The organism is Streptomyces sp. NBC_01016 (genome assembly GCF_026341035.1).
In the GTDB taxonomy this organism is placed as follows: Bacteria; Actinomycetota; Actinomycetes; order Streptomycetales; family Streptomycetaceae; genus Streptomyces.
Genome location: NZ_JAPEOQ010000002.1, coordinates 1,505,776 through 1,529,864, shown reverse-complemented (window position 1 = coordinate 1,529,864; position 24,089 = coordinate 1,505,776). Strand labels below are relative to the sequence as shown.

The window sequence follows — 24,089 nt, the reverse complement described above, 5'->3', positions numbered from 1 at the left end:
TGGCAATATCGCAGCAGTGGCGTCCGCGGGCTCCCCGCGTAAAGGCTCACAGTGGTACGCGCAGCGCTCCATCGATGAGTTCGGCGGCCTCGGCCGTACCTGCGCATCCGCTGCGCACGAGGTGTTCGCGGACGGCCCTGAGTCTGTCGCGCAAGCGCTGCGACTCCATGCCCCGAGCGGTCTCGGCCATTTCCACGGCGGTGGCCACGGCCTGTTCCGCGTTCCCCTGTCTGAGCTGGATCTGGCTGAGCACCGCGAGCCGGTGCACACGTCCCCGATCGTGCGCCGGAGTGTGCACCGCCTCCTGCGCGTGCTCCTTGGCGGCCGCGTAGTCCCCGAGGCTCAACAGGGCCTCCGCCACCTGTACGTTGACGAATCCCGGCTGCACGTAACCGGTCTCGTCCGGCTCGTGTCCGCGCCGGATGCGATCGGCGGCGGACTCGGCACGCCGGATGCACTCCAGGGCACTCGTGCCGTCACCGAGGTGTGCGTACGCCTTCGCCTGCATCGCGTACAGATCGGACGCGAGCGCGGGCGTGATGTGCCGCCCCGCGGCGCGCAGCGCGGCCTCCGCGAAGGCGACGGCCTGCCGGTAGTCGCGCATGTGCAGCGACTGGTTGACGAGCAGCGCGATGACGTACGCCCCAAGTCCCCTGTCCGCGCTGGCCTTTGCGAGCCGCAGCGCCTGGTGGAAGTAGCGCTGCGCGAGCCCGTGCGCGTCGGAGTCGTACGCGCAGATGCCGGCGATGGCCACCAAACCGCCCGTGGCGCGGTGCAGTTGGCGGCCCGTGTCGTCGGTGTAGCTGCCGCGCAGGAGGGGCGCCGCCTCGCTGTTGAGGAAGCCGACGATGCGGCTGCGCGTCGCGATGCCGCCCGCCTTGCGGTACATCTGCTCGTAGTGGGCGCGGGCCGAGCGCATCATCTCCAGGTCGGCGACGCTGACCGGGTGGCGGCCGCCGCGCGAGACATCATTGTCCTCGGGCGGGTTCTCCCACTCCCACACCGGCATGACGGCCGGCGTGCCGGTGACCGCGGGCGCGTCCAGGATGTGCCGGCGCTGCTGCTCGTCGGAGCGCCACAGAGCGGTGGCCCGCTCCACGAAGCCGGACAGCGTCGTCACGTGCGCCGTGGCGGGCTCGCAGGAGACGCCGAGGCCGATGTCGTCGAGGGTGACGTGCCGCTGAAGCCGCGCCGCCAGCACTTCGCAGATCAGGTCGGGCACCTGGCCGCGCGGCCGCTGGCCCTTCAGCCAGCGGGCGACCGCCGTGTGTTCGTAGCGGAGGGCGAGGCCGCGCGCCTTGCCCACCTGGTTCACATGTGCCGCGAGTCCCGCATGGGAGATTCCGGCCTCGTCGAGAATCGCGTCGAGCAGGGTGTTGGGCTGCATCGAGAGCCTCCGTTGCCCGCCATTGGCCCGGTGCCGCCAGCCTAGTCGAGGCGTGTTCACACGGGGTGTGATCGGAATGCCCAAGTCCGTGGCGTGTGCGCGCTGTTGTGGCTGGTTGGTACCCGCTTGACTGAACTGCCTCGCAAGAGGCCGGCCGGGCCGTCGGCTCCCCCTCGTACAGCGCGGCGGCCCGAACCCGCGTCGTCCGCCCGTTCGCCTGCCCGACACACTCCGCGACGGGCGGACGACGCGGCCCCCGGCCTCGTACGGTCGTGAACGGCCGGAAGCTCAGAGCACCTTGTGGGCGGTGCACACGACGGGACCGGCGTGCTGGGCGGGCACCCGGCTCCGGTCGTTGCGCAGCACGAGCAGCGCGGCGTCGTCGCAGAGCCGGCCGCCGGCGTGGCACAGGAGCCGGGTGTAGACGGCGTGGATGACGGCCTGGGGCATGATGGGGCCGCGGCGCAGGGCCCCGTCGAGCGTGGACCGCAGCGGGAAGAACCGGCCCTGGTGATCGCGGGCGTCCTCGATGCCGTCGGTGTGCAGCAGGAGCCCCTCGCCGGGCCTGATCCGCCCGCAGCGCACGGGCGGCAGCTCGGCGGGCAGCGGGAACGGGCCGAGCGGCGGCATCGGATCGCCACCGCTCATCGGCTCCACGCAGCGCACGGCGCCGGGACGCAGCAGATACGGCCACGGGTGACCGCAGTTGAGGGCGTGCACCGCGCCGTCCCGCCGGATCTCCAGGAGCAGCACCGTCACGAACTCCTCCGCGACCGGGTTCTCCGGCTCCCCTCCCCCGGCGGCGGGATGCTCCTCCCGGGCGCGCTGGCGCAGATAGCGGGCGTGCGCGCGCTCCAACCGCCGCAGCAGCGCCCCGAGTTCGTCCTCGTCGTGCGCGGCCTCGCGAAAGCTGCCGAGGACGGCGCCGACGGTGCCGAGCGCCGCGATCCCGTGCCCTCGTACGTCGCCCATGACCACGCGGACGCCGTGGTCGGTGGCGACGACGTCGTACAGGTCGCCGCCGATGCTGGCGCCGCGGTCGGCGGAGAGCTGTCCTGCGGCGAGCGCGAGACCGTCGAGCCGGGACGGCAGCGGGCGCAGCAGCGCGGACTGCGCGGCGTCCGCGACGGCCCGCGCCTCGCTCAACTCCCGCATCAGGGTGTGGCGCACGCGCAATATCAGCCCGGTGCCGACGGCGAAGAAGACGGCGCTGGTCGCGATCCGCGCGCCTAACCCGTCCAACTGCGCGAGCGGGCAGACGAACTTGTACGTCATGGCGACCGCGCCCCACACGGTCGGCAGGCCCAGCATCAACGTGCGCCGGGCACGCCTCGGTTCGAGTCCCGTGGGCGCCTTGGTCTTGATACGGATCATGCCGACGGCCCCCTAGGGTCTGTCGTTTGGATCAGGCCGGGCGACCGCAATGATTCTGTCGACCGTCTCCCCGTTCCGGACCGGATCATCGAGAATCCTCACTCGAATGAGTGAGGGGTGCACCCGGTCTCCCGGATACACCCCTCAGCTGCGGCTGTGCGCGCTGTCACGCGCCGGCGCTGTTACGCGCCGCGCAGCACCGCGCCCGTACGCTCGGCGGCGAGCGCCACCGCGGCGTCGCGGGCGGCCGACGCCTCGTCGGCCTTCAGCGTGCGGTCGCCGGCCCGGAAGCACAGCGCGTAGGCGAGCGACTTCTTGTCGTCGCCGAGCTGCTCCGCGTTCTCGTACACGTCGAACAGGCGGATGGACTCCAGGAGTTCACCGGCGCCCTCGCGCAGCGCCTTCTCGACCTCGGCGGCCGGGACGGTCTTGTCGACGATGAGCGCGACGTCCTGCGTGGCGACGGGGAACGTGGAGATCCGCGGCGCCTCCAGCAGGCCGGTGCCGGCCCGCTCCAGGACGTCGAGGTCCAGCTCCATCGCGCAGGTGCGCTCGGGCAGGCTCAGCGCCTTGACGACGCGCGGGTGCAGCTCACCGGCGTGGCCGACGAGCGTCTCCGTGCCGTCGATGTCGACGTACAGGGCGGCGCAGCGGCCGGGGTGCCACGGCTCGTGCCGGTCGGCACGGACCGTGAGCTCCGCGTGCGCCTCGCGGGCGAGGGTGCGCGCGGCCTCGATGGCGTCGGCCCAGTCGGCCGGACGGCCCTTGCCCCACCAGCCGGCCTGCTCGCGGGCGCCCGCGAGGACGACGGCGGCACGGCGCGGCTGCTCGGGCAGCGCGGCGTCCAGACCGGCGATCTCCTCGTCGGTCGGGCGGCGGTCGACGGGGAGGCGGACCGGGGCGGTCTCCTCACCGGTCGGCCGGAACACCAGGCCGGTCTCGAAGAGCGCCAGGTCGTGGCTGCCGCGGCCGTCGTTGCGGCGCAGCGCGTTCAGCAGCCCCGGCAGCAGCGTCGTACGGAGCGCGGGCTCCTCGTCGTTGAGCGGGTTGATCAGCTTGACGACCTTGCGGCGGGCGTCGTCCGCCTCCAGGCCGAGCTGGTCGAAGACGCCCTCGCCCAGGAACGGGTAGTTGAGCGCCTCGACGTACCCGGCACCGGCCAGCGCGCGGCCGACACGGCGGTGCAGGCGCTGGCGCGCGGTCAGGCCACGGCCCGCCGGGGGCTTCGGCAGCGTGGAGGGCAGGTTCTCGTAGCCCTCCAGGCGGATGACCTCTTCGGCGAGGTCGTTCGGGTCCACGAGGTCGGGGCGCCAGGACGGCACGGTGACCGTCAGGACGTCCTGCCCGTACGCGTCGCAGCCGACCTGCTGGAGGCGGCGCACCACGGTCTCGCGGCCGTACGACACGCCCGCCACCTTGTCCGGGTGGTCGGCCGGGACGGTGATGGTGTGCGGCCCGGACGGGGCGACGACCTCGGTGACACCCGGCTCGGCCTTGCCGCCCGCGAGCAGCACGAGCAGGTCGACGGCGCGCTGGGCGGCGGCCGAAGCGGCCTCCGGGTCGACGCCGCGCTCGAAGCGCTTGGACGCCTCGGAGGACAGCTTGTGGCGGCGCGCGGTGCGGGCGATGGAGACGGCGTCGAAGTGCGCGGCCTCGATGACGACGTCCGTGGTGCCGGCCGTCTCCTCGTGGTCCGCGATCTCCGTGTTGGCGCCGCCCATCACGCCGGCGAGGCCGATCGGGCCGCGCTCGTCGGTGATGACCAGGTCCTCGGCGTCGAGCTTGCGCTTGGTGCCGTCGAGGGTGGTGAGCTGCTCGCCCTGCTCGGCGCGGCGGACGCCGATCGCGCCCTGCACGAGCGAGCGGTCGTAGGCGTGCAGCGGCTGGCCGAGCTCCATCATCACGTAGTTCGTGACGTCGACGGCGAGCGAGATCGGGCGCATGCCGACCTTCTGCAGGCGGCGCTGGAGCCAGATCGGGGAGCGGTAGTCGGGCGAGAGCCCGGCGACGGTGCGCGCGGTGAAGCGGTCGCAGCCGAGGCGGTCGGTGATCTGCACCGGGTAGCCGTCGGCGTTCGGCGTCGGCACGTCGAGGAGGGCCGGGTCGCGCAGCGGCAGACCGTAGGCGATGGCGGCCTCGCGGGCGACACCGCGGATGGACAGGCAGTCGCCGCGGTTGGCGGTCACCGCGATGTCCAGCACCTCGTCGACCAGTTCGAGCAACTCGATGGCGTCGGTGCCGACCTCGTGCTCCGGCGGCAGCACGATGATGCCGTGCGTGCCGTCGTCGCCCATGCCGAGCTCGTCGGTGGAGCAGATCATGCCGTGCGAGGTCTTGCCGTACGTCTTGCGCGCGGCGATCGCGAAGTCGCCGGGCAGCACGGCGCCCGGCAGGACCACGACGACCTTGTCGCCGACGGCGAAGTTCCGGGCGCCGCAGACGATCTCCTGCGGCTCACCGGTGCCGTTGGCCTGACCGACGTCGACGGTGCAGAAGCGGATGGGCTTCTTGAAGCCCTCCAACTCCTCGATGGTCTTGACCTGACCGACGACGAGGGGGCCCTTGAGGCCTGCGCCGAGCTGCTCGACCGTCTCGACCTCGAGCCCTGCGGACACGAGCTTGGCCTGCACGTCGCGGCCGGTCTCGGAGGCGGGGAGATCGACGTACTCCCGCAGCCAGGAAAGCGGGATACGCATCAGATCTCCATCCCGAACGGCCGGGTGAAGCGGACGTCACCCTCGACCATGTCTCGCATGTCTTCGACGTTGTGGCGGAACATCAGCATCCGTTCGATGCCGAACCCGAAGGCGAATCCGCTGTACTTCTCGGGGTCCACACCGCAGGCGACGAGCACCTTCGGGTTGACCATGCCGCAGCCGCCCAGCTCGATCCAGCCCTCGGAGGAGCAGGTGCGGCAGGGGCGGTCCGCGTTGCCGACGGACTCGCCGCGGCACACGTAGCAGACCATGTCCATCTCGGCGGACGGCTCGGTGAACGGGAAGAAGTTCGGGCGCAGCCGCGTCTTCATGCCCTGGCCGAAGAGCGCCTGGACCATGTGGTCGAGGGTGCCCTTGAGGTCCGCCATGGTCAGGCCCTCGTCGATGGCGAGGAGCTCGACCTGGTTGAAGACGGGGGTGTGCGTGGCGTCCAGCTCGTCGGAGCGGTACACGCGGCCGGGGCAGATCACGTAGACCGGCGGCTCGCGGTCCAGCATCGAGCGGATCTGCACGGGCGAGGTGTGCGTGCGCAGCACGAGACCGGCCTCGTCCGCACCCCCTGCCTCCTTGGCGCCCTGGACGAAGAAGGTGTCCTGGGTGCCGCGGGCGGGGTGGTCAGGGCCGATGTTGAGCGCGTCGAAGTTGAACCACTCGGCCTCGATCTCCGGGCCCTCGGCGACCTCGTAGCCCATGGCCACGAAGACGTCCTCGATGCGCTCGGAGAGCGTGGTGAGCGGGTGCCGGGCGCCGGCCTGCTCGCGGTCGTGGGGCAGCGTGACGTCCACGGCCTCCTCGACCAGGACGCGCGCGTCGCGCTCGGCCTCCAGCTCGGCCTGGCGGGCGGCGAGGCCCCGGCCGACGGCGGCGCGGGCCTGCCCGACGAGCTTGCCCGCCGCGGCCTTGGCCTGCGGCGGCAGCGCGCCGATCTCGCGGTTGGCGAGCGCCAGCGGCGAGGTGCCGCCGGTGTGCGCGACCTTGGCCTCCTGAAGCGCCTCGAGCGAGTCCGCGGCGGCGAAGGCGGCGAGCGCCTCCCCCTGGACGCGCTCGATCTCTTCCGGTTTCAGTGCCTCGACCTCGACAGGGTCGTACGACTTGTTCGGTGCCGACATCTCTTCCCGTGCTTCCGATTGGCGTGGCTGATGGTCCCGCAGACGCGTTCGACGGCCGTCGAGTGGCGGGGACGCAAACGTGCCAAAGGACGAGTCTAACGGGGGTGAGGTGGGTGACTGCGCCCGTGGTGCCTGGCCGGTCAGCTGGTGAGATAGGCCGGCGTCGCCACGGGCAACGTAAATCGGAACTCGGCGCCGCCACCGGGCGCCCGCCCCACGGTGATCGTCCCGCCGTGGGCTTCGACGATGCCCTTGACGATGTACAGCCCGAGGCCCGTGCCGCCGCGCTTGCTGCCCCGCCAGAAGCGGGTGAAGACGCGGTTCATGGACTCCTCCGGGATGCCGGGGCCCTCGTCGCTCACGGTGACCGACGTGCCGGTGGGCCGGGTTGGCTCGACGTCAATGGTGACGGTTCCCTCGCCATGACGCACGGCGTTTTCCAGCAAGTTGCTCAGGACCTGGTCGACCTTGTCCGGGTCGGCCCACGGGTCGGGCAGCGGATGCTCGACGCGCAGCAGGAACCGGTCGGCCGACTGCCCCGAGGCGACGTGCGCCTGGATGTGCCGGGAGACGGCGGCCGCGATGTCGACGGGCTGACGCCGCAGTTCGAGCCGCCCGGAGTCGATGCGGGAGATGTCGAGCAGCTCGGCGATGAGCCGGGTCACCCGGTTCGCATCGGCGTCGACCGTCTCCAGCATCAGCCGCTTCTGCTCGTCGGTGAATCGCTCCCACTTGGCGAGCAGCGTCGCGGTGAAGCCCTTGACCGAGGTCAGCGGGGAGCGCAGCTCGTGGGCGACGGTGGCGATCAGCTCGGCGTGGCTGCGTTCGGTACGCTGCCGGGCCTCGGTGTCCCGCAGCGACACGACGACGCGGCGCACGGGCCCGGTCGGCCGGGTGCGCACGTAACGCGCGGTGACCAGCACTTCCCGGCCGCCCGGAAGCAGCAGGTTCCGCTCGGGCTGCCCGCCCCGGATGGCGAGGCCGCCGTACGGATCGGTGAGCTGCCACCAGCGCCGGCCCTCGAGGTCCTCCAACGGGAGAACGCGCTCGAGCGGCGCGTCCAGCGCGGTGCCCGCGCGGACCGCGGTGATGCGCTCCGCGGCGGCGTTGAAGCAGATGACGCGGCCGCGCTCGTCCGCGACGACGAGGCCGTCGGGCAGGTCGTCGGGGTGCACGCCGAGCGTCGCGAGTCCGTCGGGACCGGACGCGTCGGGCCCGGTCAGGCCGCGTGAGCCGCTGCCGTTGACGACGCTCATCTCCCGCGCTCCCCCTCCCGGCGGTCGATCCGGAAGAGTCACCCTACTAGCCGGGAGTGACGGAGCGGCACCCTCCGGGGGCACGCTGCGCACGCGCGGAGGCGTACAGGCAAACGGCGGCCGCCGTCGCGAGGTTGAGGCTCTCGGCCTTGCCGTGGATGGGCACGCGCACGACGGCGTCGGCGAGTGCGCGGGTCTCCTCCGGCAGGCCCCAGGCCTCGTTGCCGAACACCCAGGCGGTCGCGGCGCCCATGGTCCCCTGGTCCAGCTCGGCGTCGAGGTCGTCCTCGCCCGCTCCGTCGGCGGCGAGAATCCGGACGCCGGCCTCCTTGAGCCCGGCGACGGCCTCCTCGACGGGTACGCCCACGGCGACGGGCAAGTGGAACAGCGACCCCACGGAGGCACGGACGGCCTTCGGGTTGTAGAGGTCCACGGAGGCGTCGGTCAGCACGACGGCCTCGGCGCCCGCGGCGTCGGCGCACCGGAGCACGGTTCCGGCGTTCCCGGGGTCACGCACGTGCGCGAGGACGGCGACGAGCTTGGGCCGCGCGGCGAGGATCTCCTCGAACGGCGTGTCCAGGAACCGGCACACCCCCACGAGGCCCTGCGGGGTGACGGTGGTGGAGATGTCGGCGATGACGTCCTCTTCGGCGAGGTGCACGCGGGCGCCCGCGTCCCTGGCCTCCCCGACGATGTCGGCGTACCGCTCGGCGGCCTCCACGGTCGCGAACATCTCGACGAGCCCACCGTGCGCGGCACCCTCCCGCACAGCCTGCGGCCCCTCGGCCAGAAACAGCCGCTCCTTCCCCCGGAAGTTCCGCTTGGCGAGACGCCGCGCGGCGCTCACGCGGGGCGACTTGGAAGAGATCAACTCGGGCGTTGCAACCATGCGGGAAACCTTCGGGATGGTGACGGGGTCGGGGCCTGAGCCAGGGGGCGCGGCACCGGGGGCCGGTGGCCCCTTCAGGGGCGCGGGGAACTGCGCAAACCACACGCAAACCGGCAGCCGGCCAACATACGGGACACAGAACGAACGGCCCCGAACAACGTGGGACCCGCAAGCCAACCGGCTTGCGGGTCCCACGTCACATGCAGCTCAGCGGAGCGTTCACGCAGCCTTGGGCGCGTTCACGTCAGCCGGCAGCGCCTTCTGCGCAACCTCGACGAGGGCGGCGAACGCGTTGATGTCGTTCACGGCCAGCTCGGCCAGCATCTTGCGGTCCACCTCGATGTTGGCGGCCTTCAGACCCTGGATGAGGCGGTTGTACGTCATGCCGTTCTGGCGGGCAGCGGCGTTGATGCGCTGGATCCACAGCTGACGGAAGTCGCCCTTGCGCTTCTTGCGGTCGTTGTAGTTGTAGACGAGGGAGTGGGTGACCTGCTCCTTCGCCTTGCGGTACAGGCGCGAACGCTGACCGCGGTAGCCGCTGGCCTGCTCGAGGATCGCCCGACGCTTCTTGTGCGCGTTCACCGCGCGCTTGACGCGTGCCACTGTTAACTCCTTGTAGCGGGGCCGGGGTTGTTGTCACCCGGCCCGAATTCGAATGGGTCCCGGTCTAGCTGACGTACAGGGCGTGCAGACGCCCGTACATCACTTGCCGAGAAGCTTCTTGATCTTCGCGGCGTCGCCCGGGGCCATCTCGGCGTTGCCGGTGAGGCGACGCGTCACGCGGGACGACTTGTGCTCGAGCAGGTGGCGCTTGCCGGCGCGCTCACGCATCACCTTGCCGGAGCCGGTGATCTTGAAGCGCTTGCTGGCACCGCTGTGCGACTTGTTCTTCGGCATGGCGCCGTTCTCTCCTCGTCAGTGGCGCTCCCGGCCGGTCCGTGCTGGGCGCGAACCGGCCGTGATGGAACGTCAGTTGTGTCAGTTGGTATCCGTGACGCACGGGCTGTGCGCCGCACGGATCATGCCTCGGCCGGAGCCTCGGCGGGGGTTTCCGCAGCTGCCTCGACGACGTCCTCGTCGGCCTCGTCGGCCTGGTCCTCGGCAAGGTTCTGCGACTTGCCGGGGTTGGCCTTCGCGTCGGCCTTGCGGGCGGCCTGCGCCTCGCGGGCCTCGGCCATCGCCTCGGTCTTCTTCTTGTGCGGACCGAGAACCATGATCATGTTTCGGCCGTCCTGCTTCGGGTTCGACTCGATGAACCCGAGGTCCTGAACGTCGTTCGCGAGACGCTGCAGCAGCCGGAAGCCGAGCTCCGGACGGGACTGCTCGCGACCACGGAACATGATCGTGATCTTGACCTTGTCGCCCTGCTTGAGGAACCGGACGACGTGACCCTTCTTGGTGTCATAGTCGTGCGGGTCGATCTTCGGCCGGAGCTTCATCTCCTTGATGACCGTGTGCGCCTGGTTCTTGCGCGCCTCACGGGCCTTCATGGCCGACTCGTACTTGAACTTCCCGTAGTCCATGAGCTTGCATACGGGCGGACGGGCGTTCGCCGCCACCTCGACCAGGTCGAGGTCGTACTCCTGAGCAAGCTCAAGGGCCTTGGCAAGCGGAACAATCCCGACCTGCTCGCCGCTTGGACCGACAAGTCGCACTTCGGGAACGCGAATCCGGTCGTTGATGCGGGGCTCGGCGCTGATGGATCCTCCTCGGTAGCACCACACGACGGCCTGGCGGACCGCCGCGTACGTTTGTGACGTAAGTACCAACCGTGCCGAAACACAAAAAATGCCCCGGCCGGTACACAGGCAGGGCTCCAAGAATTACCGGAGCACCACCACGGTGAACCGCGGGGCGCAGACTCGGACGGTTCCGTCGTCCGTACGGAACGACGGTGACCGTCTGACCGGTGACCCACCGCCCTGGTCGGACGGTCAGGTGGGAGATCGGAGCCTCCACTTGTGGGCCGGCCACTTCATCCGCGAGGACGTGTGTCCGGCCGGTCGTTACACAAGGTTAGCAGGACTTGGGGGGTGCGCCCAATCGGGTGCGCGCGACATATCGTGGGGCCCATGAGTGACGCGACCCCCGCAACCGACAACCCCGACTACGACGCGCTGACCCGCGACATCGCCGAGGTTCCCGCCGTAGAAGTCATCGTGACGGTCGCGGTGAACCTGATGAGTGCCGCCGCGGTGAAGCTCGGCCTCACCGAGGAGGGCGACGCCCACAAGGACCTCGACGAGGCGCGGAAGCTGATCCACGCCCTGGCCGGCCTGCTCGACGGCAGTGCGACGGAGATCAGCTCCTTCCACGCCGCTCCCCTGCGTGACGGCCTGAAGTCGCTGCAGCTCGCGTTCCGCGAGGCCTCGGTCGTGCCGGACGAGCCGGGCAAGGGCCCGGGCGAGAAGTACACGGGCGCCGTGTACGGCTGAGCATCAAAGGGCTACGCCCTACATACGTAGGACGTAGCCGAAATCACTGACGTACGTAGAGGGGCTCGCCCGGCGGCGTCGCCTCGGTCGGCAGGAGTGCCAGATCGAGGCCGCGCACCAGGCGGGCCCTCAGTGTTTCGTCGGCGGCGATGCGGCCGGCGAGGGCCTGGGCCGTGGCCTGGACGTCGGCGTTCGCGTCGAGGACCAGGGCCAGCGTGCCGTCCGCCTGGCCGGGGCCCAGGTAGGCGCGGGCCACGGCCGGCTCGGCTGCGACCGCCGCGCGCGCCGCATCCCTGACGGCGGGGTCGGCGAGCGGGTCGGCGTCGGTGCGGCCCTCCGCGAGGGCGTACAGGGCCGGGCCCGTCAGCTCGTACGGGACGGGGCCCGCGACGTCCAGGACGACGGTGTCGGCCTTCTCGTGGGCGGCGGCCTGGAGCGCCTGGTGCAGCGGGACGGCCACCGGGCGGGCCTCGGGGTCCCACAGGGCGAGCGACTCGGTCGAGGTGAAGGCCGGGAGCGCCTTGCGGCCCGCCGCCTTCAGGGTCGGGACCGCCATGTCGCTCGTCTTCTCACGGCGAAGTCCGTTCTCGTCCTCCTCCACCTCGCCGAGCACCGCGACGATGGGGACGAGCAGCCGGGTGTCCTTGAGCGCCGCCAGGACCGGGCCGTGGGCCGTGCGGTCCCGCGACCACGCGGCCAGGGCCTCGGTCAGGTGCGGGTCCGCCGTACCGTCGTCGTCGGAGAAGCCGGGGTCGGGAATGTTCTTGTTCGCCACGTTCACCGAGCCTACCGAGCGGCTGAGGACAGATTCTCAGCGGACCCTGAGCCGCGACTCATGGAGCACACAGGGCGGCGACGGAGCATCGCGGCATGTCCCACCGTTCCGCAGAGCCCCATCCGTCCCGTCGGCGTCCCCGCGTCTACGCCGCCGTCACCTCGGTGGTGCTCGCCGCCGCGATCGCCGGCACTACGGTCTATGCGCAGACGCAGCCGCACACCGCGGCCGCCCTCGTCTCGCACGCCGCTTCGGCGCCGAAGGAGAGTGCAACCGTGGACAGGGACGCCGAGCTGGCCAAGGCGGTGAAGGAGGCCGCTCAGGGGCACGACGGCGAGGTCTCCGTCACCGTCCTGAACGAGACCGACGGGACGAGCGCCTCGTACGCGTCCGGGGACGGGACGTACGACACCGCGAGCATCATGAAGGTCGACGTCCTCGCCACGCTGCTGCTGCGGGCGCAGGACGAGGGGCGGGCGCTGACCGCGCAGGAGCGGACGTACGCCACCGCGATGATCGAGAGCAGCGACAACGACGCGACGACCGCGCTCTGGGACGAGCTGGGCCGGGCCGACGGGCTCGACGCGGCGAACGAGCGGCTCGGGCTCACCGGGACCAGCGGGGGCGACGGGGAGCTGTGGGGGCTCACGCAGACCACCGCCGACGATCAACTCACCCTGCTCAAGCAGGTGTTCGGGGTCGGTGACGATCTCGCCCTGAGCAAGGAATCGCGGTCGTACGTCCAGGAGCTCATGGGGAACGTGGAGAGCGATCAGGCGTGGGGCGTGTCCGCGGCCGGGGGCGGCGGCGCCGCGCTGAAGAACGGGTGGCTGCAGCGCAGCACCACGGGACTGTGGGACATCAACAGCATCGGGCAGGTCACCGTGGACGGGCAGCGGTACCTGGTGGCCGTCGTCTCCAACGGCAGCGCCACCAAGGCCGCGGGCATCGATCTCGTCGAGGACGTGGCGAAGGCCGCCGTGCCGGTGGTCAGCGGCGGCGCGTGAGGCGGTGGCCGCGCCACAGGTAGCCGGCCGCGCCGAGCAGCAGTACCCCGACGGTGCCCGCGAGCACGCCCACCCAGGTGGAGAGGGAGCCGGCCGAGTCGTCGTCGGGGCCCGGGCCGAAGTACTTCTCGCCGTACGAGGCCGAGGTCAGGCGCTGCGGCTTCAGCTTCGCGCCGGCGGTGATCGCGGCGGCCGGGTCGACGAGGCCGAAGCCGCGGGAGTCGTCGCGGCCGCCGGAGGGGGGATCGTCGGCCGTGTCCTCCATGAGCTTCTTGATCTGCGCGGGGCTCAGGCCGGGGTGCGCGCCGCGGACCAGGGCGACGGCTCCGGACACGAACGCGGAGGCGGCGCTCGTCCCCCACGCCGAGTAGTACTTGCGGTCGGGGTCGGCCGTGACGATGCCCCGGCCGGGCGCGGCGACGGAGGCGTACCAGCGGCGGGTGGAGAACGAGGCGCGGGTGCCGGTCGAGTCGACGGCCGTGGCGGTGATGACGCCGGGGTACGCGGCCGGGTAGGAGGCGTGGTCGCCCTGCTCGCCGCCGTTGCCCGCGGAGGCGACGACGGAGACGCCCTTCTTCAGCGCGTACTGGACGGCCGCGTCCTCGCTCGCCTCGGGGTGGGCGGTGTTCGAGTCGTCGCCGAGGGACAGGTTGATGACGTCGGCGCCGTGGTCGGCGGCCCAGCGGATGCCCTCGGAGAGCGCGTTGCCACGGCTCTCCCTGGCCTTGGCGCGGGACGGGTCGCCGTCCTCCAGGATCACCCGGACCGGCAGGATCTTCGCCTCGGGTGCCACGCCCATGACGCCGTCGCCGTCGTCCTTGCCGTGTCCGTGGCCCGCGATGACCCCGGCCATCGCGGTGCCGTGCCGGGCCCAGGGGCGGTCGCCGCGCCCGGCGCCGAAGCCGACGAGGTCCTTGCCGGGCAGCACGCTGCCCTTGAGGTCCGGGTGCTCGTCGTCGACGCCCGTGTCCAGGACGGCGACCGTGACGCCCTTGCCGCGGGTCGTCTCCCAGGCCTCGTCGGTGTGCAGCGCGGTGAGGCCCCACTGCTGGGAGCGGACCGAGTCGGCGTGGGCGGCGGTGGCGGGGAGCAGCGTGAGGAGGGCCGCGGTGCCGATCGCGGCGATCTTGTGCTGGCGGTTCATGGCTACTGCTCCGTGTCCCGGTCCGCGGCCTTCTTGACCGTCTTGCGCAGGTCGCGTTCTATCCGGTCGGCGACGCCCTGCGCGTCGTGGCCGAGTCCCGCCTGGGCGGGGGCGCTGGTGGCACCGGACTTCATGGCGTCGGCGGCGGGTTGCGGCTCGCTGACGGTGCGGCCGTCGGCGAAGCCGGAGACCGCGTAGACGACGACGGGGGCGTCGGTCAGGACGTTGATCGCCCAGGACGCGCGCTGGCGGTCGCCGAAGCCGGCGGCGAGGGTGCCCTTGGCGGCGTAGGGCCGGGGCATGAGGTCGTCGCGCCGGTCCAGGCCCTGCTCCGTGAAGCGGGAGCGCAGCGCCTGGGTGGCCTCCGCGTCGGCCTTGGTGAACATCAGGCCGACCGTGGTGACGCTGCTCTGTGTGGCGTCGGTGTAGGTGGCGCGCAGCAGGCGCAGGCAGCCGGCCGGGCGCAGCGCCTTGTGCAGCAGCGGGTCGAAGGCGTCCGCGCAGGTCGCATCGGGGGCGACCGCGATCCGCGTCCAGGTGCGGTCGGCGCGGCCGGGGCCCGCGCCTTCGCCCTTGAGCGTGCGCGGGAACAGCTGGTCGACGGGGACGCCGTGCCAGAGCTGGCCCGCCTCGCGGTACGCGGTCTGCACGGAGGGCGGGCCGCTGTCGTCGCCGGTGAGCAGGGAGCCCGTCGTGGCGCCGCCGATCAGGCCGAGGCCGAGCACGAGGCAGGCCGCGATGGCCGCGGTCCGTGGCTTGAGGCGGCGGCCGACGGGGCGCAGGAGCGTGGTGCTGTCGTCGTAGTGGTCCGGTCGCGCGAACCGCACGAAGGGCCGTCCGGCGGTGTCCGGGTGGGGGGTGAGGTCGACGGCACCGACGGGGCGGCGCGGCGGCTGGGGCGGCGCCGGGGGTATGGGCGGCGGTCCGGGCGTGACAGGCGGCCGTCCAGGCGTGCCGGGCGACGCCACCGGCGCGGGCGGCACGGGGCGCAGCCGGGTGGTGGATTCGACCGGGGTTTCCTTCGGCGCACCGGGAGCCGAGGGAGCGGCGGCAGGCGGGGGCGGCGGGCCGGGAGGCGCGGCGGGCGCGGGCGGCGGACCGGGAACACGCGCGGGCGGCAACGGCGCACCGGAGCCCTTGGCAGGCGGCAACGGCGCACCCGAACTCCGGGCTGGCGGCAGGGGCGCACCCGAACTCCTGGCGGGCGGCAGCGGCGCGCCGGAGCTCTTGGCGGGCTCGGCCGGCGGCGGCCCGTCGGGGAGGCGGGACGAGGGGGCCGGAGGCGGCGGCGTGGCGGACGAGGACGGCGACGACGTGCGGGGCGACGGCGCGGTCGGGTCCGGCTGCGGGGGTGTGGGGGGCAACGGTGGGGCCGTGGGGGGAAGTTGGGTGGAGGGAGGCGGCGTCGTGGGGCGCGGAGGGACGCGTCGGGCTTCCGTACTCATGCCTCCCCCGTCTTCTCAAGCCAACGTGCGCGTCACTCTAACGGGCCCGACCAGGCCAACGCGTACTCCGCACACGGGATCGACCGATCCATCACCATCCGTCCCCCTACCCTGCGGTAATCCTGTCTGGCAGGCTTCGGCCATGACACCGCGCGCCGCCGATCGGGCCCGGTACGACCGGGCCACCGCTCATCTCGACGCCCCACTGGCGATCGTGGACCTGGACGCGTTCGACGCCAACGCCGACGACCTGGTGCGCCGGGCCGCCGGAAAGCCGATCCGCGTCGCCAGCAAGTCCGTGCGCTCCCGCGCCCTGTTGGAACGGGTGCTCGCGAGGCCGGGCTTCGCCGGGATCATGTCGTTCACCCTCGCCGAGTCGCTGTGGCTCGCGCGGTCCGGGTTCGACGACGTGCTCCTCGCCTATCCCTCGGCCGACCGCTCCGGCTTCGCGGAGCTCGCGCACGATCCGAAGCTGGCGGCGGCCGTGACCGTGATGGTCGACGACCCGGCCCAGTTGCGGCTCATCGAGGGCGCGCGGGACGGGGGCCGCGAGGAGATCCGGGTCTGCGTGGAGCTGGACACCTCGTGGCGGGCGCTCGGCGGCCGGGTCCGGGTCGGCGCGCTCAGGTCCCCCCTGCGTACGCCCTCCCAACTCGCCGACCTGGCCCGCGTCGTGACCCGCCGTCCGGGCTTCCGGCTCGCGGGGATCATGGCGTACGAGGGTCATGTGGCGGGCGTGGGGGACTCGCTCGCGGGGCGGCCGGTGCGCTCGCGGGCGATCCGCCTCATGCAGGCCGCGGCCCGCAAGGAGCTGGCGGTGCGGCGGGCGGAAGTGGTGCGTGCGGTGCGGTCCGTGGCGCCCGACCTGGAGTTCGTGAACGGGGGCGGCACGGGGAGCGTGCAGCACACGGCGGCGGAGGCGGCGGTGACCGAGATCGCCGCGGGCTCCGGCCTTTACGTGCCACGGCTCTTCGACAACTACACGTCGTTCACGGGCCGTCCGGCCGCGCTGTTCGCGCAGCCCGTGGTGCGCAGGCCGGGCGTCGGTGTCGTCACCGTGCTCGGCGGCGGCTATCCGGCCTCCGGCGCGGCGGGCGCCGACCGGCTGCCGGTGCCGTATCTGCCGGAGGGGCTGCGCTACGACGCGCAGGAGGGTCCCGGCGAAGTACAGACGCCGCTGCTCGGCTCTGCCGCCGACGATCTACTCATCGGGGACAAGGTGTGGTTCCGGCACGCGAAGGCCGGGGAGCTGTGCGAGCGGTTCGAGACGCTGCACCTGGTGTCCGGCGACCGGATCGTGGAGACGGTGCCGACGTACCGGGGCGAGGGCTACGCGTTCCTGTAGCCCTCACCCACCGACTAGCCCTCACCCACCGACGTAGGGCTCAGAAGATCGAGTCGACCTGGTCGGGGACGACCGAACCGTCGTCCCTGAGCAGCGGCCCGAAGCCGCCCTCCGGCTTGTTGTACCCGGCCGTGGAGCACGGGTACGTGCCCGTCTTCTGCGGCAGCGGCTCGATGAACATCGGGTTGGCGACCCAGCGTCCGTCGGCGTTGTCGTAGGCCCGGCACATGATCTCGGGCTTGTTGCGGTTGAGGACGAGGTGCGCGCCGGTCGCGTCGCCGACGAAGGTCACGTCGGTGTCGGCGTCACCGCCGCCGAGCGCGATGCGCTTGTTCCAGCGCTGCTTCTCCCAGGCCGACTTCCCCTTGATGTGGAAGATGTCCTGGTTGATCCAGCACCGCTTGCCGTCGATGTACGGGATGGCCTCGCCCTGGTTCACCCCGACGCCGCCGCAGCCCTCGTTGTACGTGGTGATGCGGCCCTTGCGGTCGAGGATCGAGCGGATCGCGATGGTGTGCTTGCGGTCGATGCCGACGCCCTGCGACCACACCTCGGTCACCGGCTCGGACCCGGCGGACACGATGTAGACGTCGAAGCCGGCCCGCTGCAGCGTACGGATCAGGTCGCGCTGCTGGTCGTAATAGCGCACGTAGCCGGGGATGGTGTGCGTGCCCAGCTTCTGCGTGGAGCCGACGGGCGCGGCGAGGGCCTCGGCGCGGGCCGCGGAGGCGTACGCCTCCAGTTCGGGGACCGTGTGGCCCGCGAACAGCTGCGGCACCCAGGCGTACTGGGGCACGGTGCGGCGGTGGTTCCACTCGCCCGCGAAGGCGGCGGCGCCGCTCATCGTCTTGCCGGACTCACGGATGTTGAAGATCTCGTCCGTGCAGTCGGTGTCCGTGGAAGTGGGCAGCGGGGCGCCCACCGGGACGTCCGTGCCGCAGGCGGCGGTGAGCGCCTTGTCGGCGTCGGCGGTCATCCACTTGCTGGTCTTCTTCCAGCTCGCGGGCCGCAGGATCTTGTCGTGCTTGAGCGACCAGGCGATGGTCGCGTCGGTGACGTCGTTCTTGGCGACGGTGTTGTCCCAGTCGAACGCGGCGACGGGACGCGGGCCCTTGTGTCCGCCGCAGATTCCCCGTTCGTCGATCATGCGCTGGAGCTTGGCCCTGTTCTGGCCGTACCAGGGCAACTTCGTCGACAGCTGGGGGCACTTGGCGGCGGAGCCGGCGGGCTGTGCGGACGTGGCGGCGGCCGCAGGAGTGGTCAGGCTCGCGGCCGCCATGAGGGCGGCGGCCGCGACCGAGGTCCACGCGGCAACATGTCTGTTACGCATGTGAGTGGACCGTACACGCGTGAGCGCGTTGCTCACAGGGTTCTCACACCGGTGTCACGTACGCGCCTGAGATCCCGCCGTCGACCAGGAAGTCGGTGGCGTTCACGAATGCCGCGTCGTCGCTGGCGAGGAAGGCGACGGCCGCCGCGATCTCCGTCGCCTCCGCGAACCGGCCGACCGGAATGTGCACGAGTCGGCGCGCCGCCCGCTCCGGGTCCTTGGCGAACAGCTCCTGCAGCAGCGGGGTGTTGACCGGGCCTGGGCACAGGGCGTTGACCCGGATGCCCTCACGCGCGAACTGCACGCCCAGCTCGCGGGACATGGCGAGGACGCCGCCCTTGGACGCGGTGTACGAGATCTGCGAGGTGGCGGCGCCCATCCGGGCCACGAACGACGCCGTGTTGATGATGGAGCCGCGGCCCTGGCGCCGCATGTACGGGAGGGCCGCCTTGCAGCACAGGTACACGGAGGTCAGGTTGACCTCCTGGACCCGCTTCCAGGCCTCCAGGCCCGTGTCCAGGATCGAGTCGTCGTCCGGCGGCGAGATGCCCGCGTTGTTGAAGGCGATGTCGACGCTGCCGTAGGTGTCGTACGCGGTCCTGAACAGCGCCTCGACCTGCTCGGCGTCGGTGACGTCGACCTGGACGAAGGTCCCGCCGACGTCCTCGGCCGCCTTCTTGCCCGCACTCTCGTCGATGTCTCCGCAGACGACGTGCGCGCCCTCGGAGGCGAGCCGCCGCGCGGTGGCGAGGCCGATGCCGCTGCCGGCGCCGGTGATGACGGCGGTGCGGCCGACGAGGCGGCGGCAGATGATCTCTTCGCTCATAAGCTGTTCAGGCCTCCGTGCTGATGAAGACGTTCTTGGTCTCGGTGAACGCGGCGAGGGCGTCGGGACCGAGTTCACGGCCGAACCCGGACTGCTTGTAGCCGCCGAACGGGGTCGAATAGCGCACGCTGGCATGCGAGTTGACCGACAGGTTCCCGGCACGGACGGCCCCGGACACCCGCAGGGCGCGGCCCACGTCGCGGGTCCAGATCGAACCGGAGAGGCCGTAATCGGTGGCGTTGGCGAGGCGCACGGCGTCCGCCTCGTCCTCGAAGGGGAGGACGACGGCGACCGGGCCGAAGACCTCGTCGACGGCGGCGGGCGCGTCGGGAGCGGTGTCGGTGAGGACGGTGGGCGGGAACCAGAAGCCCGCCCCCTCGGGGCACGCGCCCCTGATCGCGGACGCGCCCGCCGGAACGTACGAACGCACGCGCGCCAGCTGGGACTTGGAGATGAGCGGACCCATCTCTGTCTTCTCGTCGGAAGGGTCGCCGACCACGACCGACTCCACGGCCGGGGCGAGCAGCTCCAGGTACCGCTCGTACACGGACCGCTGTACGAGGATGCGAGTGCGGGCGCAGCAGTCCTGCCCTGAGTTGTCGAGGAACGACATGGGGGTGGCGAGGGCGGCGGCCTCGACGTCCGCGTCGGCGAAGACGATGTTCGGGCTCTTGCCGCCGAGTTCGAGGGTCACGCGCTTGACGCGGTCCGCGCACTTGGCCATGACCTGCTTGCCGACGCGGGCGGAGCCGGTGAACACGATCTTGGCCACGCCCGGATGCTCGACGAGGGCGTCCCCGGCGACAGGACCCTCCCCCGGGAGCACCTGGAAGAGACCCTCGGGAAGCCCGGCCTCCAGGGCGAGTTCGGCGAGCCGCAGGGCGGTCAGCGGGGTGGTCTCCGCGGGCTTGAGGAGCACCGCGTTGCCCGCCGCGAGGGCCGGGGCCGCGCCCCAGGCGGCGATCGGCATCGGGAAGTTCCACGGCGCGATGACACCGACGACGCCGAGCGGTTCGAGGAGGGTGACGTCGAGGCCGCCCGCCACCGGGATCTGCCGCCCGGTCAGCCGCTCGACGCCCCCGGACGCGTACTCCAGCAGATCGCGTACGTTGCCGGCCTCCCAGCGGGCGTTGCCGATGAGGTGTCCGGCCTCGCGGACCTCCAACTGGGCGAGTTCTTCGAGGTGTTGGTCGACGGCTGCGGCGAAGCGGCGCAGTAGGCGGGCCCGGTCGGCGGGGGCGACCGCCGCCCAGGCGCGCTGCGCGCCGGTGGCGCGGACGACGGCGGTGTCGACGTCCTCGCGGGTGGCGGACTCGACGGTGGCCACGAGCTCTTCCGTGGCCGGGTTCAGTACGTGCAGCAAGGCGCTCCCTTTCACAGCCTCTCGAATCCCCGACGGAGTTCCCAGTCGGTCACGGCGGCGTCGTACGCGTCGAGCTCGACGCGCGCCATGTTGCGGTAGTGGGCGACGACCTCGTCGCCGAAGGCGGCCTTGGCGATCGGGCTGTTCTCCCAGAGCTCGGCGGCCTCGCGCAGGGTGGCGGGGACGTGCGCGTAGTCGGCGGTGTAGGCGTTGCCCGCGCAGGCCTCGGGGAGCTCCAGCTTGTTCTCGACCCCGTACAGGCCCGCCGCGACGAGCCCGGCCACCGCGAGATACGGGTTGACGTCCCCGCCGGGGAGCCGGTTCTCGAAGCGGGTGGAGCGGCCGTGGCCGACGACGCGCAGCGCGCAGGTGCGGTTGTCGTGGCCCCAGGCGACGGCGGTCGGCGCGAAGGAACCCGGCTGGAACCGCTTGTAGGAGTTGATGTTCGGCGCGTAGAGCAGGGAGAAGTCGCGCAGCGCGGCGAGCTGCCCGGCGAGGAAGTGCCGCATGAGCTCCGACATGCCGTGCCCGCCGGGCTCCGCCATGACGTTCGTGCCGTCGGCGTCGGCGAGCGACAGGTGGATGTGGCAGGAGTTGCCCTCGCGCTCGTTGTACTTCGCCATGAAGGTGAGCGAGCAGCCCTCCTGCGCGGCGATCTCCTTGGCGCCGGTCTTGTAGATCGCGTGCTGGTCGCAGGTGGTGAGGGCCTCGTCGTAGCGGAAGACGATCTCGTGCTGCCCGGGGTTGCACTCCCCCTTGGCGGACTCGACCGTGAGGCCCGCGCCCGCCATCTCGTTGCGGATGCGGCGCAGCAGCGGCTCGATGCGCCCGGTGCCGAGGACGGAGTAGTCGATGTTGTACTGATTGGCCGGCGTGAGGGCCCGGTAGTTCGCGTCCCAGGCCTGCTCGTACGTGTCCTTGAAGACGATGAACTCGAGTTCGGTGCCGACCTGGGCGGTGAGCCCAAGATCGGTGAGGCGCTCCAGTTGGCGGCGCAGTATCTGTCGGGGCGCGGCGACGACCGGGGAGCCGTCGTCCCAGGCGAGGTCGGCGGTGAGCATGGCCGTGCCTGCGTTCCACGGGACGCGGCGCAGGGTGGACAGGTCGGGGTGCATGGCGAAGTCGCCGTAGCCGCGGTCCCAGGACGACATCGCGTAGCCGTCGACGGTGTTCATCTCGGTGTCGACGGCGAGCAGGTAGTTGCAGCCCTCCGTGCCGTGCTCGAGGACCTCGTCGAGAAAGAAGCGGGCGGCGAAGCGTTTGCCCTGGAGGCGGCCCTGCATATCGGGGAACGCCAGGACCACGGTGTCGATCTCTCCGCTTCCGACGAGGGCGTGCAGCTCCTCCACGGTCAGCGGGGACGGTCGGTCTGCCACGGGAAGATCCTCCTCAGGTCAACCGGAACCACAACGTAATCGCCGGGCCGCCACCTGGGAAGCAGCCACGGGGCACGCCGAGAGGACACTGCCCCGGTGGCGCTGCCCGCATGCTGAACGCCCCGGTGGCGTGCGTCGTGATCTCGTACGCTCGGGTGCTCGGTACGTACGGCATCGGGGAACGGCATCGGGGAGCGCGACACCATGGTGAGCAGGCCGCTGATCGGCATCAGCACCTACCTGGAGGACAGGGCCAGTTGGGGCATCTGGGAGCTGCCCGCGGCGCTGCTGCCCATCGGCTACCCCCGGCTCGTGCAGCAATCCGGCGGGCTCGCCGCGATGACGCCCCCGGACGACCCGAAGCACGCGCCGTCGGTGGTGGCCCGGCTCGACGGGGTGATCGTGGCGGGCGGCCCCGACGTGGACCCGGTCCGGTACGGCGCGGAGCGCGACCCGCGCACGGGGCCGGCCGCCGGGGAGCGGGACACGTGGGAACTCGCCCTGATCCGGGCCGCGTTGACGTCCGGCACGCCGCTGCTCGGCATCTGCCGCGGCATGCAGCTCCTCAACGTCGCCCTCGGCGGCACGCTCACGCAGCACATCGAGGGCCACGTGAAGGAGATCGGTACCTTCGGCACCCACACCGTCACTCCGCTGCCGGGCACCCGCTACGGCGACCTCGTCCCCGAGCCCACCGAGGTCCCGACCTACCACCACCAGGCGGTCGACCGCCTCGGCAGGGGCCTGGTCGCCTCGGCCCACGCGGACGACGGCACGGTGGAGGCGGTCGAACTCCCCGGCATGTCCTGGGTGATGGGCGTGCAGTGGCACCCCGAGATGGGCGAGGACGCCCGGGTCACGGAAGGTCTGGTACGGGCCGCGGGTACGCCGCACGGTTTCTGAGCCGGGTCAGCAACCAGGCCAGGGCGGCGTCGCCCTGCGCGCGCTGGAAGGGCCGGAGCGTGGGCAGGCCGGGCGGCGCGGGCCGGGCCGCGTGCTCCAGGAAGAACCCGGCGAGCGCGGCGAGCGTCCGGGTGACACCTTCCGGATCGGCCGCGCGCCCCAGCGGATGCCCCGCGAAGACCCCCTCGGGCTCGGGCCCGCCCTGCGCCCGTACGCACGGCAGCATGATCAGCAGGTCGAACCAGGGGGCGGCGCGCATGGCGTGCGGCCAGTCGACGAAGACCACGCCGCCCGGCGTGAGCAGCATGTTGTCGGCCCGCAGATCGGCGTGCGCGAGCGTGTCACCGGACGCGAAAGTGCCCCAGGGCGCGGCGAGTTCGGCGAGCCACTCGACATTACGGACGGCCCACGGATCGAGTCCCGCGTCCGCCGTCCGCCCCTGGTCGAGCAGCACCCGCCAGCCGTTGAAGCCCGCGCCGAGCTCGTCACCGACGGCACGCGCGGGGAACGGGGCGGGCGTGAGAACCCGGGCCAGCTCACCCACAGCGTCCAGAACCCTCCCCAACTCCCCGTCCCGCCACGGCACATGAGGCTGGCGCCCCGCCACGTCCTCGAAGGCGAGGGCGACCCAGGTCCCGTCGTCGTAGGCACCGAGCAGCCGCGGAGCGGGCACCCCGACCGGCAGCGCGGCAGCGTTCCGCGCCTCCCGCCGATGAAACCGGGGACTGACCGGATTCACCTCGGCACTGACAGCCTTGACGAACGCCCGCCGCCCATCGTCAAGCACGACCCGCACAGCAACCCCGGGCGAAAACCCCCCACCCTGCGTCACGGCTTCCACGACACCGGCCCCGAGCACCTCCTCGACACCACGCCGAACAGGGCCGGGGAGCGCACTCCAGGGAGTACGCACACCGGCGGCAGAGGGCACTGACTCCATGCCCCGATACTCCCGCCACCACCCACCCCACCGCCACCCGATTTCGCCGAGTCTCGCTCAGCACGGGGAGACCCCATCAAGCGCTCTCGACGGCGACGGCCCGCATCAAGCGGCCTCGCCGGCGAGCGCCCCATCCAATCGGTCTCGACGATGAGCGCCCCATCCAAGCGGTCTCGACGGCGACGGCCCACAACCAGCGGCCTCGGCGGCGAGTGCCCCATTCAAGCCCCTGCGACGACCAAGCAGCGGCGGCTGGGCAATTAAAGCCCCTGCGGCGATTGAGCAGCGGGGTCCGGGGCAGAGCCCCGATCTTTCAAGCCCTGCGGCCATCAAGCAGCGGGGCCCGGGGCAGAGCCCCAAATCAAGCCCCGCTCTTGGACGAGAGCCCGCGAGGTCCGGGGCAGAGCCCCGATCTTTCCAGCCCCGCCGGCGATTGAGGCGCGGGGTCCGGGGCAGAGCCCCGCGACC

At 71.9% G+C, this 24,089-nt stretch carries 21 protein-coding genes; 4 read left to right on the top strand and 17 right to left on the bottom strand.

The annotated features are described in order from the left end of the window. Positions 1-46: 46 nt before the first annotated feature. The 9 genes from OG746_RS33685 to infC all read right to left on the bottom strand — a co-directional run bounded on the left by OG746_RS33685 (position 47) and on the right by infC (position 10,456). The gene (locus OG746_RS33685; protein WP_266721600.1) at positions 47-1,387 is read right to left on the bottom strand and encodes an NsdA family TPR-like regulatory protein; all 1,341 of its coding nucleotides are present in this window, start codon (positions 1,385-1,387) and stop codon (positions 47-49) included. 288 nt (positions 1,388-1,675) lie between these two features. Next, on the bottom strand, positions 1,676-2,761 hold the full coding sequence (locus OG746_RS33680) for a PP2C family protein-serine/threonine phosphatase (RefSeq protein WP_266721598.1): 1,086 nt from the start codon (positions 2,759-2,761) through the stop codon (positions 1,676-1,678). A 182-nt stretch (positions 2,762-2,943) separates the two neighbouring features. Next, on the bottom strand, positions 2,944-5,457 hold the full coding sequence (pheT, locus tag OG746_RS33675) for a phenylalanine--tRNA ligase subunit beta (RefSeq protein ID WP_266721597.1): 2,514 nt from the start codon (positions 5,455-5,457) through the stop codon (positions 2,944-2,946). Then, positions 5,457-6,587, bottom strand: a complete 1,131-nt coding sequence (pheS, locus tag OG746_RS33670) for a phenylalanine--tRNA ligase subunit alpha (RefSeq protein ID WP_266721595.1) — start codon at positions 6,585-6,587, stop codon at positions 5,457-5,459. Before pheS ends, pheT begins: the two co-directional genes overlap by 1 nt. Positions 6,588-6,727: 140 nt before the next feature. After that, positions 6,728-7,843: a sensor histidine kinase gene (locus tag OG746_RS33665; protein WP_266721593.1), complete on the bottom strand. Its 1,116-nt coding sequence runs from the start codon at positions 7,841-7,843 to the stop codon at positions 6,728-6,730. 46 nt (positions 7,844-7,889) lie between these two features. Beyond that, positions 7,890-8,732, bottom strand: coding sequence for a TrmH family RNA methyltransferase (locus OG746_RS33660; protein WP_266721591.1), 843 nt, complete (start codon positions 8,730-8,732; stop codon positions 7,890-7,892). Between the two features lie 219 nt (positions 8,733-8,951). Continuing rightward, the gene (rplT, locus tag OG746_RS33655; RefSeq protein WP_266721589.1) at positions 8,952-9,335 is read right to left on the bottom strand and encodes a 50S ribosomal protein L20; all 384 of its coding nucleotides are present in this window, start codon (positions 9,333-9,335) and stop codon (positions 8,952-8,954) included. 99 nt (positions 9,336-9,434) lie between these two features. Continuing rightward, on the bottom strand, positions 9,435-9,629 hold the full coding sequence (rpmI, locus tag OG746_RS33650) for a 50S ribosomal protein L35 (protein ID WP_266721587.1): 195 nt from the start codon (positions 9,627-9,629) through the stop codon (positions 9,435-9,437). A gap of 122 nt (positions 9,630-9,751) precedes the next feature. Further along, positions 9,752-10,456, bottom strand: a complete 705-nt coding sequence (gene infC / locus OG746_RS33645) for a translation initiation factor IF-3 (protein WP_266721585.1) — start codon at positions 10,454-10,456, stop codon at positions 9,752-9,754. Between the two features lie 348 nt (positions 10,457-10,804). Between infC and OG746_RS33640 the strand changes: the two genes are divergently transcribed. Then, positions 10,805-11,167: a DUF1844 domain-containing protein gene (locus tag OG746_RS33640; RefSeq protein ID WP_266721583.1), complete on the top strand. Its 363-nt coding sequence runs from the start codon at positions 10,805-10,807 to the stop codon at positions 11,165-11,167. A 43-nt stretch (positions 11,168-11,210) separates the two neighbouring features. Here the strand turns inward: OG746_RS33640 and OG746_RS33635 are convergent, their stop codons facing one another. Further along, complete coding sequence (locus tag OG746_RS33635; RefSeq protein WP_266721581.1) at positions 11,211-11,942, bottom strand: SseB family protein; 732 nt, start codon at positions 11,940-11,942, stop codon at positions 11,211-11,213. Between the two features lie 95 nt (positions 11,943-12,037). Here OG746_RS33635 and OG746_RS33630 point away from each other — a divergent pair, with 95 nt between their 5' ends. Next, entirely contained in the window at positions 12,038-12,949 is a 912-nt protein-coding gene (locus OG746_RS33630) for a serine hydrolase (protein WP_266721579.1), read from the top strand. Here the strand turns inward: OG746_RS33630 and mycP are convergent. Together mycP and OG746_RS33620 are read right to left on the bottom strand one after the other, a co-directional pair. After that, positions 12,933-14,093 carry a type VII secretion-associated serine protease mycosin gene (gene mycP, locus OG746_RS33625; RefSeq protein ID WP_266721577.1) on the bottom strand — a complete coding sequence of 387 codons (1,161 nt, stop codon included), beginning with the start codon at positions 14,091-14,093 and terminating at the stop codon, positions 12,933-12,935. The genes OG746_RS33630 and mycP overlap by 17 nt on opposite strands. A 2-nt stretch (positions 14,094-14,095) precedes the next feature. Then, entirely contained in the window at positions 14,096-14,920 is an 825-nt protein-coding gene (locus OG746_RS33620) for a hypothetical protein (protein ID WP_266721575.1), read from the bottom strand. Between the two features lie 760 nt (positions 14,921-15,680). Here OG746_RS33620 and OG746_RS33615 point away from each other — a divergent pair. Further along, complete coding sequence (locus tag OG746_RS33615) at positions 15,681-16,883, top strand: amino acid deaminase/aldolase (protein ID WP_266721573.1); 1,203 nt, start codon at positions 15,681-15,683, stop codon at positions 16,881-16,883. Between the two features lie 40 nt (positions 16,884-16,923). Here OG746_RS33615 and OG746_RS33610 read toward each other — a convergent pair whose 3' ends face one another. The 4 genes from OG746_RS33610 to OG746_RS33595 are packed head-to-tail and all read right to left on the bottom strand — an operon-like array spanning position 16,924 to position 21,778. Further along, a complete protein-coding gene (locus OG746_RS33610) occupies positions 16,924-18,213 on the bottom strand; it encodes an HAD family hydrolase (RefSeq protein ID WP_266721571.1) in 1,290 nt (429 codons plus the stop codon). A 43-nt stretch (positions 18,214-18,256) separates the two neighbouring features. Further along, positions 18,257-19,039, bottom strand: coding sequence for a 3-oxoacyl-ACP reductase (locus OG746_RS33605; RefSeq protein ID WP_266721569.1), 783 nt, complete (start codon positions 19,037-19,039; stop codon positions 18,257-18,259). A 7-nt stretch (positions 19,040-19,046) separates the two neighbouring features. Then, the gene (locus OG746_RS33600) at positions 19,047-20,402 is read right to left on the bottom strand and encodes an aldehyde dehydrogenase family protein (protein ID WP_266721567.1); all 1,356 of its coding nucleotides are present in this window, start codon (positions 20,400-20,402) and stop codon (positions 19,047-19,049) included. Between the two features lie 11 nt (positions 20,403-20,413). Further along, on the bottom strand, positions 20,414-21,778 hold the full coding sequence (locus tag OG746_RS33595) for a glutamine synthetase family protein (protein ID WP_266721565.1): 1,365 nt from the start codon (positions 21,776-21,778) through the stop codon (positions 20,414-20,416). Positions 21,779-21,982: 204 nt separating this feature from the next. On the opposite strand from OG746_RS33595, the gene OG746_RS33590 reads away from it, so the two are divergent. Next, a complete protein-coding gene (locus tag OG746_RS33590; RefSeq protein ID WP_266721563.1) occupies positions 21,983-22,681 on the top strand; it encodes a gamma-glutamyl-gamma-aminobutyrate hydrolase family protein in 699 nt (232 codons plus the stop codon). Here OG746_RS33590 and OG746_RS33585 read toward each other — a convergent pair. Then, a complete protein-coding gene (locus OG746_RS33585; protein ID WP_266721561.1) occupies positions 22,635-23,621 on the bottom strand; it encodes an aminoglycoside phosphotransferase family protein in 987 nt (328 codons plus the stop codon). The two genes, OG746_RS33590 and OG746_RS33585, sit on opposite strands and share 47 nt — an antisense overlap. Positions 23,622-24,089 lie beyond the last annotated feature (468 nt).